The following is an 11935-nucleotide window of genomic DNA, read 5'->3' on the forward strand; positions in this document are numbered from 1 at the left end:
CGGGGCTTCCCCTCACTTTCGCGAAGGCACCCACTTTTCTATGCGCACTTTCCGACGGCCCATCGTGGCCGCCCTCACCGGCCTGGCACTCGTGGTGCCGCTCTCCGCGGTCGCGGCGCCGGCGCTCGCCGTTCCCGCCCTGCCCACCGTCGCGATCAACGAGATCGAGTCGAACGGCGACGCCACCGACTGGGTCGAGCTCGTCAACACCGGAACCGACCCGGTCGATATCTCGGGCCTGATCTTCAGCGACAACAAGGACGAGGACAAGGTCGTCATCCCTCCGAACACCGTGCTGCCCGTCGGCGGGTTCTACGTCATCGACGAACCCGCGCTGACGTTCGGTTTGGGCGGAGGGGACTCGGCACGCCTGTTCACGGCCGACAACCTGACGCTGATCGACTCCTACGTGTGGACGGCGCACGCGGCCGTCACGTACGGGCGCTACCCCAACGGCACGGGCGCCTGGATCGCGACGGATGCCGCGACCAAGGGTGCGCCGAACACGGCGGTCCTGCCGAAGGTCGCGATCAACGAGATCGAGTCGAACGGCGACGCCACCGACTGGGTCGAGCTCGTCAACACCGGAACGACATCGGTGGACATCTCGGGTCTGATCTTCAGCGACAACAAGGACGAGGACAAGGTCGTCATCCCGGCGAACACCGTGCTGCCCGTCGGCGGGTTCTACGTGATCGACGAGCCGGCGCTGACGTTCGGCCTGGGTGGCGGCGACTCCGCGCGCCTCTTCACGGCAGACAACCTGACGCTGATCGACTCCTACGTGTGGACGGCACACGCGGCCGTCACGTACGGGCGCTACCCGGACGGCACCGGCGCGTGGACGTCGTCGACCGTCGCGAGCAAAGGTGCGGCCAACCCGTCGGCGGTCGTGGTGACCCCGACGCCGACCCCCACGCCGCCGACGACGCTCCCCGCGCTGCGCATCAACGAGGTCGAGTCCAACGGCGGCACGCCCGGCGACTGGGTCGAGCTGTACAACTCGGGGTCGACCGCGGTCGATATCTCGGGCTACGTCTTCCGTGACAACTCGTCGGCGGCGGACCACGCGTACCTGATCCCGGCGGGATCCTCCGTCGCAGCCGGCGGCTACTTCCTGCTCGAGGAGGCGGCGTTCGGGTACGGACTCGGCGCTCCCGACTCCGCCCGCCTGTTCGCGGCCGACGGTGTCACCGTGGTCGACGAGCGCAGCTGGACGGCACACGCCATCCCCACCCTCGGCGTCTGCGGCACCTCGTTCATCGTCACCACCTCGTCGACGAAGGGCGCGGTCAATGACTGCAGCCCGCCCGTACGCATCAACGAAGTCGAGTCGAACGGCGACACCACCGACTGGATCGAACTGAAGAACAACGGGGCAGCCGCGGTCGACCTCGGCGGCTTCATCCTCAAGGACAACGGCGACAAGGACTCCTACACGTTCCCGACGCCGACGACGCTCGCGGCCGGCGCCTACCTCGTCGTCGAGCCGGTGTTCGGATTGGGCGGCGGCGACTCCGCGCGCCTGTTCGCCGCCGACGGCACCACGGTGATCGACAGCTACACCTGGACCGCCCACGCGACGACCACCTACGGCCGCTGCCCCGACGGCACCGGCGAATTCGCCACCACGGCGGCGTCGACCAAGGGCGCGGTCAACGCGTGTGTCGGCGACGTCGTCACGAGCCCGTGGCCCGGCGCCGAGACGGTGACCGCCGTCGACGCGCAGAATACCTACGCGAGCAACCTCAGCGGACTCGCCTACGAGACCGCCGTTTCGGGCGACGTGCTCTGGGCCGTGCAGAACGGACCGGGCACGCTGTTCCGACTGACGGAGAACGGATCCACCTGGGCCTCCGATTCCAGCAGCGGCTGGGGGAGCGGCACGGTGCTGCACTACCCGAACGGCACCGGCAACGTCGACGCGGAGGGCGTGACCCTCACCGCGGCGGGCGCCGTCGGCGGGTTGTTCGTCTCGAGCGAGCGTGACAACGACGCGGGCAGCGTGAGCCGCACCTCGGTGCTGCGCTACGACGTCACGACGCCCGCGACCGTGCTGAACGCGACCATGGAGTGGAACCTCACCGCGGACCTGCCGACCGTGGGTGCGAACCTCGGCCTCGAGGCGATCGCCTGGGTGCCCGACTCGTTCTTGGTCGGGGAGGGGCTGGTCGACGAGACCACCGGTGCCGCATACAACCCGGCGGCCCACGCGAATCACGGTACGGGGCTGTTCTTCGTCGGTCTCGAGGCCGGCGGCGTCTACGCCTACGCGCTCGACCAGGTGACGGGCGGATACACCCGCATCGCCACCGTCACGACCGGCCTCGGCGGCGTCATGGACCTCGAGTTCGACGCCGAGAACGGCGCGCTCTGGGCGGTCTGCGACGACACCTGCAACGGCCGCTCGGCCGTGCTCGAGGTCGGCGCCGACGGACACTTCGCGACCGCGACCGTGTACGAGCGTCCCGCGGGCATGCCGAACCTCAACAACGAGGGCTTCGCGATCTCCCCGCAGTCCGCCTGCGTCGCCGGAGCGAAGAGCGTGTTCTGGGCCGACGACTCGAGCACCGGTGGCTTCGCCCTGCGAGCCGGCTCGATCGACTGCACCGTGGTGACGGAGCCGACGCCTGAGCCGACGCCCACGCCGACGCCCACGCCCACGCCGACGCCGACGCCCAAGCCCACCCCGGTCCCGACGCCCACCCCGACGCCGGTGCCGACTCCGACTCCGACTCCGACGCCCACCCCGGAGCCCGAGGAGCCGGGAACGACCCCGACGCCCACCCCGGCGCCGACCCCGACCCCGGCGCCGACCGTTCCCCCGGTCGATCCGGAAGTTCCCCCGGTCACTCCGACGGTGCCCCCGGTCGAGCCGACACCGGCACCGACGGTTCCCCCGGTCGATCCTGAGGTTCCCCCGGTCACTCCCACGGTTCCCCCGGTCGATCCGGAGGTACCCCCGGTGGAACCGACTGTTCCCCCGGTCGGTCCGGAAATTCCCCCGGTCGAACCGACTGTTCCCCCGGTCGGTCCGGCGCCGAGCGACGGTGCGCCCGTCCCGGTCTCCGAGACACTGTTCACCGAGGCCGCCCGCGGTCCCGTCAGCTCCCCGTCCAGCGCGACCGAGGGCGGCAGCATCACGATCACGGTCGGCATCCAGTACGCCGGCGAGACGGTCGACGTCTGGGTGCACTCGACGCCGGTGCTGCTCGGCACGACGGTCGTGCGCGCCGACGGCACCGTGCGCGTCACCCTGCCGGCGGGCCTCACCGGCGAACACCGCATCGCGGTCGTCGCCGAGGACGGGACGCTCATCGGCTGGGACAACGTGTCCATCGCCGCGACGGAGACGCTCGCGAGCACGGGCGCGGACCTCGGCGGTCCGATCCGGGCGGCGCTGATCCTGCTTCTGGCGGGCGCGGGGCTCCTGGTGCTCCGACGTCGGCAGGCAACGGCGTAACCCCGGCGTTCCGGGTCGCGGGATCGCTATGCCACGTCAGCGTGGCATAGCGATTTCGCGCATCCGTGAGCCGCGCACCGTACCCGCGCAGACGTGAGCTGCGAAGCCGGCCGCGCGAGTTCGCCGCGCGTTGCCACGAATCGACCGATAGCGCGCGGGTGCGGGTCGATTTGCGGCATTCGGGCGGGGCGCCGGCCGCGGCATCCCGAGTCTGTAGTCGGTCAGTCGGTCTGCCAGCCGAGGAAGCGGCGGTCGAGATTGCCGACATCGCGCTGAACGGCGCGCATGCGGGCGGCCCGAGTGTCGGCCTCGGCGGATATCGCGACGAGCATGTCGAGGCGCGCGTCCAGCACGGCGCCGATCTCGGTCCACGCGTCGGCGCGGGCGTCCTCGGCGACGGAGGAGACTAACTGGGCGTCGTCACGGAGCCGCAGCAGCTCGGCGGCGAGGGCGCGGTAGATGTCCGCGCGCTGGCGGAGAGTCTGCAGGTCGGCGGGGCGGTAGTCGTGCTGATGGCGCAGCGCCCCGAACGCCTGCGCGGCGGCGCCCTCCTCGACCTCCATGCGCTCGGCGGAGGCGGACTGCTCGTCGGCCAGGCGGCGCAGCTCGTCGCGGACGAAGCCGGGGAGGTCGAGCGACGCGAGGGACTCGTCGCGGCGCAGCGTGCCGACGATCAGGTGGTTCTTCGCCATCAGCGTCAGCGCCGACCGGGCGATCAGCACGCCTTCGTCGATGGCGCGGGCGGAGTGCTGCGCCGGGATCATGCGCTCAGTCTGGGACCGGAACGGGTGCCGCGGCAAGGCCGGGTGAGGGTTCCGCTATCGTCGGCCGCGTCATCCTCTGCATAGTTGTCGACATGGCTGAAAAATTCGCGACCATCGACGAATACCTCGCGGCCCTCGACCCGGATAGCCGCGCGATCATCGAGCGCGTCCGCGAAACGATCCTCGCGGCGGTGCCGGGCGGCGAAGAGAAGTTCCGCTACCAGATGCCCGCCGTGATGCTGGACGGTCGGTATGCGATCCACTACGCGGCGTGGAAGAAGCACGTGGGGCTGTATCCGGTGCCGGTGCTGGAGGGCGAGCTCGAGGAGGAGCTGGCTCCGTACCGTTCGGGCAAGGACTCGGTGAACTTCGTGCTCGAGAAACCGATCCCGTACGACCTGATCGGGCGGGTGGCGGCGGCGATCGTGGCGCTGCGGCGGTAGCGGGCGGACACGACGACGGCCCCGGTTCGCGGAAGAACCGGGGCCGTCGCTGTCACGCGGGTGTTACGGGGTCACTCCCCACGGACCGTACTGGACCGCGCCGGGGACGTCGCCCTTGGTCCACCACTTGGCGGTGTACGAGACGCCGTTGTACGTGGTCTTCGTTCCCACCGTGTAGATCGTCGTCGACGACCAGGCGGCGATCGGCAGGGGTGCCCCCGAGCAGGTGTTCACGAACTGCCACGGGTCGGACGTGCCGGGCTTGTCACCCTTGGTCCACCACTTGGCCTTGTAGATGCTGCCGTTGATCGACGCCTCGATGCCGACCGTGTAGACCTTCGACGCATCCCAGGCCGCCACCGTGCAGGTGCCGGGGGTCGGGGTGGGCGTCGGGGTCGGCGTGACCGTCGGGGTAGGCGTCGGCGTCGGCGTAGGCGTGACCGTCGGCGTCGGCGTCGGAACCGGGGTCGGCGTAGGCGTCGGAACCGGGGTCGGAACCGGGGTCGGCGTAGGCGTCGGCGTCGGCGTCGGGGTCGGGGTCGGCGTCACCACCGGCCCGCTCGACCCGGCCAGACCCGCGGCCAGGGCGTTGATCAGCGTGCCGTCGCGGTTGCCCGAGAGGTCCCACCACATCGCGCCGCCGAGGCCGTTGGCGACGATGTACTTCGCCTTGTTCGCGACCGACTGGGCGTTGTCGTAGCTCCACCACTGGTCGCCGTTGCTGCGCCAGGCCGATCCGCTGATCGCGTCGTAGTACTCGGTGCCGAGCGTCTTGATGTCGTCGTAGTTCGACATGCCCCAGCCGTTGGTGCCGGCCGCTGCGCCCGTGGCGACTCCCCACGGCTTGCTCGAGGGAGCACCCTGCCAGCCGAGGCCGTACATCGGGATGCCCATGCCCAGTTGGGCGGGATCGACGCCGGCCTTCGTGTACTCCTTGATCGAGGCATCCACACTGAACCGGTCGGCGACGTTACGCGTGTCGGTCGGGTCGGCGTAGAGGTTGCTCTGGTGCCCGGTCTTGGTCGACGCCCATGCGCCGTAGAGGTCGTAGCCCTGCACGTTGGCGTAGTCGAGGTACTCGAAGATCTCGGGGTTGTTCCAGCCGCCGGCCTTGATGGCGACCGGGTTCGCCGGTACGAACGCGCTCAGCGTGTAGTCCTTGCCGGTGATCGCGCCGTAAGCGTCGAGCTGGGTGCGGAACTCCTTGAGCAGCAGGCGCAGGTTGTTCGCGTCGTTGACGGTGTCGACGCCGTTGCCCGCGAGGCCGGTGTTGGTGCCGGGCCACTCCCAGTCGATGTCGATGCCCTCGAAGATGCCGGCGGCAGCGCCGACGCCGCCGCGGCCGTCGATCACGGGCAGATTCCCCTTGATGTACAGGTCGATGCACGAGGAGACGAGCTTCTTGCGCGAGGCGTCGGTCTTGGCGGCGGCCGAGAAGTTCTTCGACCAGGTCCAGCCGCCGAGCGAGATGACCGGCTTGAGGTTCGGGTTGAGCGTCTTCAGCTTCTTCAGCTGGTTGAACGAGCCGGCGAGCGGGGCGTTCCAGACGTCGGCGACCCCGTCGATCGAGGTGGCGGCCGTGTAGCTCTGCCCGTAGTCGGCGAACGCGTCGCCCTGGCCGCTGGTGTTGCTCTCGAAACAGCTCAGCGTGTCGGCGCTGATGTTGCCGAACGCGTAGTTGAGGGCCGTCAGATTGGCCGCGACCCCCGAGGTCTGGAGGTCCTTCATCCTGTAGTTCAGTCCGTACACGCCCCACTGGGCGAAGTATCCGACGTTGCGGTAGCCGTTGAGGCCGGTCGCCGACACGGCGGTCGCGGTCGTGGGTGCAGCCACGGCCGTTCCTACGGTCAGCGTCGAAGCGATCAACGCTCCGCAGGTGATTGCGGCGGCGCCCAGAACGCGCCACGTTTTTTTAGATGTCAATTACAGTCCCCCGTCATTCGTCAGTAGGCATCGGGTGGGCGGGGACGCCACTGCCTACGGCTCAACCTAAGCCATTCGCAACACAAAGTCGTGGTCGGGTGACAGACCCTCACCTGAAGTGGGGGTGTGCGTCGGCTGTGTGCCCGCTGCACACCGAGGGTCGTCTACGGTCGAACCATGCGACTTCTCCCCGGTATCGCCGTCGCGGCCGGCGGGCTCGCCCTCGCGTATCTCGCGCACCTGCTGCTTCCGGCCGTGCCGATCCTGACGTTCTGCGTGCTGTTCGGTCTCATCCTCGGCCAGATTCCCGCGGCGAAGCCTGCTCTGGATGCCGCTCTGAAGCCCGGTCTCGCGCTCGCCGCGCGCCGCTTGCTGCGCATCGGGATCGTGCTGCTCGGCCTGAGCCTCAGCCTCGTCGACATCGTCGACCTCGGTGCGCCCACCCTGATCGCCGTGGTCGTCGTGGTGGCGCTCACCTTCTTCGGCACGCTCGCCCTCGGCCGACTCGCCCGCCTGCCGGGCGACCAGCCGTTGCTCATCGCCGCCGGCTTCTCGATCTGCGGCATCTCGGCGATCGGCGCCATGTCGGCGGTGACCCGCAGCAAGCCCAGCGACATCGCCGTACCCGCCGCGCTCGTCACACTCTGCGGCAGTCTCGCGATCGCCGTGCTCCCGCTGCTGCAGGCGCCGCTCGGGTTCAGCAACCTGCAGTTCGGCGCGTGGGCCGGGGCCAGCGTGCACGACGTCGGACAGGTCGTCGCCGTCGCGCAGACCGCCGGGGCCTCCGCGCTCGCCCTTGCCATCGCCGTCAAGCTGACCCGCGTCATCCTGCTCGCACCCCTCGTGGCCGGAGTGGGCCTGTACCGCCGTCGTACGGAGAGCGGCGGGCCTGATGCGGCCGTCGCCGCGCGGCCGCCGGTCGTGCCGCTGTTCGTGGCCGGATTCCTGGCGGCGATGCTCGCGCGCACGGTGCTGCCGGTGCCCGAGATCGCGCTCCAGACCGCGAGCGTCGTGCAGACCGTGCTCTTCGGGCTCGCGCTCGTGGCGCTCGGGTCGTCGATCCGGATCGGCTCGCTCGTGCGCACCAGCGGGCGCTCGCTGCTCGTCGGCCTCGCGTCGTGGGTGCTCGTCGCGGCGCTGGCCTGGGTCGCGGTGGTCCTGACCACCGCGTAGGCCGCCTCTCGGGCCGCGAGTTGCCGCGAATCGACCCGTCGGTGGTGGCTATCGGTCGATGAGCGGCAACGCGGTGGATGGACGGCGGGGCACGGCGTGACACAGCCCCGGCCGGCCTCGTTTGCCGCCCGTTCACCTCGCCTCGCTACACTCGCGGGATTCGTCGTCAGCACAGCCCCGAGGAGCTTTCGTGACCACCCCGAACGCCCAGGGCATGCTCGCCGGGTCCGCCCGAACCACCCCCGAGCGCACGCTCATCGACGTGTTCCGCGCGTCGGTCGTCGACTTTCCCGACGCCGTGGCGCTCGAAGACGCGCAGGGCGGCATCAGCTACCGCCGGCTGGAGAAGCTCGTGGCGGCGCAGGCGGCCGAGCTCGGGCGGGCGGGCGTACGACGCGGCGACCGCGTCGGGATCCGCATCGCGTCGGGGACCCGCGAGCTCTACGTGTCGATCCTCGCCGTGATGGCCGCGGGCGCCGCCTACGTTCCCGTCGACGCCGACGACCCGGAGGAGCGCGCGCAGCTCGTGTTCGGCGAGGCCCGCGTGGCCGGCGTCGTCGGCGCAGGGGGAGTGTTCGAGCCGTCGGTCGCTGAGCCTGTCGACGCGGCGCCAGAAGCACCGGCGCCCGACGACCTGAACCCGCTGTTCCTCGAGCCGACGGTCGCTGAGCCTGTCGAAGCGACGGTCGTGGGGGACGAGACCGGGGACGAGCCCTTCGACAGGCTCAGGGACCCCGAGTCTGCGACCCCGACCCCCGACGACGACGCCTGGATCATCTTCACCTCGGGTTCGACGGGCGTGCCGAAGGGCGTCGCCGTCAGCCACCGCTCGGCGGCCGCGTTCGTCGACGCCGAGGCGCGGCTCTTTCTGCAGAAGACCCCGATCGCGCCGGGCGACCGCGTGCTCGCGGGCCTGTCGGTCGCGTTCGACGCCTCCTGCGAGGAGATGTGGCTGGCCTGGCGAAACGGCGGCTGCCTCGTGCCCGCACCGCGCTCGCTCGTGCGCTCGGGCGTCGACCTCGGCCCGTGGCTGATCGCCCACGGCATCACGGTCGTATCGACCGTGCCGACGCTCGCCGCGCTCTGGCCGGAAGAGTCGCTCGAGCAGGTGCGCCTCCTCATCTTCGGCGGCGAAGCCTGCCCGCCCGAACTCGTCGCCCGTCTCGCCGCCCCCGGCCGCGAACTCTGGAACACCTACGGCCCGACCGAGGCGACCGTCGTCGCGTGCGGCGCCCTGCTCGGCGGCCCCGGCCCCGTGCGCATCGGCCTGCCGCTCGACGGCTGGGACCTCGCCGTCGTCGACGCCGCGGGCGACCGCGTGGCCGAGGGCGAGACCGGCGAGCTGATCATCGGCGGCGTCGGCCTCGCGCGCTACCTCGACCCGGCGAAGGACGCGGAGAAGTACGCCCCGTTCGAGTCGCTCGGCTGGCAGCGCGCCTACCGCAGCGGCGACCTCGTGCGGTTCGACGCGGAGGGTCTCGTCTTCGTCGGACGTGCCGACGACCAGGTCAAGCTCGGCGGGCGCCGCATCGAGCTCGGCGAAATCGATGCCGCGTTACAGGCGCTCGAGGGAGTTGCCGGAGCGGCATCCGTCGTTCAGACCACGCCCGCGGGCAACCACGTGCTCGTCGGCTACCTCGCCCTCGTCGACGGTGTCGACTTCGACCGGAACGCTGCCAACGAACGCCTCCGCGAGGAACTGCCGGCGGCCCTCGTGCCGCTGCTCGCCGTGGTCGACTCGCTGCCCACCCGCACGTCGGGCAAGGTCGACCGGGCGGCACTGCCGTGGCCGTTGCCGGCATCGGATGTCGCGGCCGACCTCTCGCCGACGACCCAGTGGCTCGCGGGAATCTGGTCGAGCATCCTCGGGGCGAGCGTCGGTGACGCCGACGACGACTTCTTCGCGCTCGGCGGGGGATCGCTCTCGGCCGCCCAGCTGGTCTCGGCGATCCGCGAGCGCTACCCGCGCACCCTCGTCTCCGACATCTACGACTACCCGCGCATCGGCTCGCTCGCGGACGAGCTCGACGGCCGCGAACCCCCGGTCGAGACCGTGGCGCGCGACGTGCGGCCCACACCGCTGCGCAGCCAGGTCGCGATGACGCTGCTCGGTATCCCGCTGCAGGTGCTCGCCGGCATGCGCTGGCTGGTCTACCTCGGGGTGGCGAGCAACCTGCTGCCCTTCCTGCCCGACGTGTCGTGGTGGTGGATCGCCGCGGGATTCGTGCTCTTCGTCACGCCTCCGGGCAAGATGCTCGTCTCGGTCATCGCCGCCCGCCTGTTGCTCGCCGGTGTGAAGCCGGGCAACTACCCGCGCGGCGGTTCGGTGCACATCCGGCTCTGGCTGGCCGAACAGGTCGCGCTGCTCGTCGGCGCCGCCTCGCTCGCCGGTGCCCCGTGGATCAGCTACTACGCCCGCGCGCTCGGCGCGAAGATCGGCCCCGGCGTCGACCTGCACGCCCTGCCGCCGGTCACCGGGATGCTCACCATCAGCGAGCGCGCCGCCGTGGAGCCCGAGGTCGACCTCGCCGGGTACTGGATCGACGGCGACGTGCTGCGCCTCGGTGCCGTGCACATCGGCGCGGGCGCGCGCATCGGCTCGCGCAGCACCCTGCTCGGCGGCGCCAGCGTCGGCCGCGGGGCGATCGTCGAGTCGGGATCCGCCGTCTCGGGCCGCGTCCCCGCCGGCGAACGCTGGGCCGGCTCGCCCGCCGCCCGTGTCGGCGCCGCCCGTCCTACCTGGCCGATCGAACGCCCGCCGCGCGCCACCCGTTGGCTCGTCGCCTACTCCGTCGGATCGCTCGTGATGTCGGCGATCCCCGCCGCGGCGGTCGTGCTCGGCGCGCTCGTGGTCGGCGCCGCCGTCGCGGGAGCGCCCGATCTCGGGTCCGCGCTGCTGCCCGCCGCGGCATCCGTGCCCCTCGCCGTGATCGTGGCCGGTCTCGCCTACGCGGCCCTGGTCGTGGCATCCGTGCGCCTGCTCTCTATCGGTCTGCGCGAGGGCCACTACCCGGTGCGCAGCCGGGTGGGCTGGCAGGTCTGGGCGACCGAGCGTATCCTCGACGCGGCCCGCACGCTGCTGTTCCCGCTGTACGCGAGCCTCATCACGCCGGTCTGGCTGAGGATGCTCGGGGCCAAGGTGGGCAAGAACGTCGAGATCTCGACGGTGCTTCTGGTGCCCTCGCTCACCACGATCGCGCAGGGCGCGTTCCTCGCCGACGACACGATGGTCGCCACCTACGAGCTCGGCGGCGGCTGGGTGCGCATCGGCCGGGCCAAGGTCGGGCGGCGGGCGTTCCTCGGCAACAGCGGAATCACCGGCCCCGGCCGCACCGTGCCGCGCAACGGTCTGGTCGCCGTGCTCTCGGCCACGCCGAACAAGGCGAAGCGCGGCTCGTCGTGGCTCGGCAACCCGCCGGTGCGGCTGCGGCGCACGGTGACCGACTTCGAAGAGGGCCGCACGTTCCTGCCCGCCACCCGCCTGCGGTTCGCGCGCGCCGGCTGGGAGATCCTCCGCATCGTGCCGGTGATCGTCACGGCGTGGATCGCGCTCGGCGTTCTCGTGTCGCTCGCCGCGCTGTCGCTCGCGCTGAGCCCGCTCTGGGCCGTCGCGCTGTCCGGCGTCGTGCTGCTCGCCGCCGGAGCGGTCGCCGCCGGCGTCACCACCGCCGCCAAGTGGGTACTCGTCGGGCGCATCGACGGCTCCGAACACCCGCTCTGGTCGTCGTTCATCTGGCGCAACGAGGTGGCAGACACCTTCGTCGAGATGGTCGCCCGCCCGTGGTTCGCCTCCAACGCCGCGGGCACCCCGGCGCTCGCGGTCTGGCTCCGCACGCTGGGCGCCTCGGTCGGCAGGGGCGTCTGGTGCGAGAGCTATTGGCTGCCCGAGGCCGATCTCGTGACCCTCGGCGACGGCGCCACGATCAACCGCGGCTGCGTCGTGCAGACACACCTGTTCCACGACCGGGTGATGCAGCTCGACACCGTCGCGCTCGCCGCGGGCGCGACTCTCGGCCCGAACAGCGTGATCCTGCCCGCGGCATCCATCGACCAGGCGGCCACGGTCGGCCCCGGCTCGCTCGTAATGCGCGGCGAGCGGGTGCCCACTAGCACGATCTGGTCCGGAAACCCGATCGCTCCGTGGAAATCCCCACCGTGGAATACTTGAG

The 11935-nt window shown here is 71.1% G+C and carries 6 protein-coding genes; 4 read left to right on the top strand and 2 right to left on the bottom strand.

Annotation, left to right across the window (positions count from 1 at the left end; translation table 11 throughout):
- The first annotated feature begins 40 nt into the window (after positions 1-40).
- Complete coding sequence (locus tag HD599_RS02265) at positions 41-3463, top strand: lamin tail domain-containing protein (RefSeq protein ID WP_184233262.1); 3423 nt, start codon at positions 41-43, stop codon at positions 3461-3463.
- Positions 3464-3684: 221 nt separating this feature from the next.
- On the opposite strand, the gene HD599_RS02270 is transcribed toward HD599_RS02265, so the two are convergent.
- On the bottom strand, positions 3685-4227 hold the full coding sequence (locus HD599_RS02270) for a hypothetical protein (RefSeq protein ID WP_184233264.1): 543 nt from the start codon (positions 4225-4227) through the stop codon (positions 3685-3687).
- Between the two features lie 92 nt (positions 4228-4319).
- Between HD599_RS02270 and HD599_RS02275 the strand changes: the two genes are divergently transcribed.
- Positions 4320-4670, top strand: coding sequence for an iron chaperone (locus HD599_RS02275; RefSeq protein WP_184233266.1), 351 nt, complete (start codon positions 4320-4322; stop codon positions 4668-4670).
- Positions 4671-4733: 63 nt separating this feature from the next.
- On the opposite strand, the gene HD599_RS02280 is transcribed toward HD599_RS02275, so the two are convergent.
- Complete coding sequence (locus tag HD599_RS02280; RefSeq protein WP_343061835.1) at positions 4734-6503, bottom strand: glycosyl hydrolase family 18 protein; 1770 nt, start codon at positions 6501-6503, stop codon at positions 4734-4736.
- Between the two features lie 267 nt (positions 6504-6770).
- Here HD599_RS02280 and HD599_RS02285 point away from each other — a divergent pair, with 267 nt between their 5' ends.
- Both HD599_RS02285 and HD599_RS02290 read left to right on the top strand, forming a co-directional pair.
- The gene (locus tag HD599_RS02285) at positions 6771-7766 is read left to right on the top strand and encodes a YeiH family protein (protein WP_184233268.1); all 996 of its coding nucleotides are present in this window, start codon (positions 6771-6773) and stop codon (positions 7764-7766) included.
- A gap of 214 nt (positions 7767-7980) precedes the next feature.
- Positions 7981-11934, top strand: coding sequence for a Pls/PosA family non-ribosomal peptide synthetase (locus HD599_RS02290; RefSeq protein ID WP_184240197.1), 3954 nt, complete (start codon positions 7981-7983; stop codon positions 11932-11934).
- The last annotated feature ends 1 nt before the right edge of the window (position 11935 follow it).

The organism is Conyzicola lurida (assembly GCF_014204935.1).
GTDB classification, from domain to species: Bacteria; Actinomycetota; Actinomycetes; order Actinomycetales; family Microbacteriaceae; genus Conyzicola; species Conyzicola lurida.

Bases quoted from the DNA above. Each gene is read 5' to 3' on its own strand.
- HD599_RS02265 (WP_184233262.1), top strand. From the start codon at position 41: ATGCGCACTTTCCGACGGCCCATCGTGGCCGCCCTCACCGGCCTGGCA.
- HD599_RS02270 (WP_184233264.1), bottom strand. From the start codon at position 4,227: ATGATCCCGGCGCAGCACTCCGCCCGCGCCATCGACGAAGGCGTGCTG.
- HD599_RS02275 (WP_184233266.1), top strand. From the start codon at position 4,320: ATGGCTGAAAAATTCGCGACCATCGACGAATACCTCGCGGCCCTCGAC.
- HD599_RS02285 (WP_184233268.1), top strand. From the start codon at position 6,771: ATGCGACTTCTCCCCGGTATCGCCGTCGCGGCCGGCGGGCTCGCCCTC.
- HD599_RS02290 (WP_184240197.1), top strand. From the start codon at position 7,981: ATGCTCGCCGGGTCCGCCCGAACCACCCCCGAGCGCACGCTCATCGAC.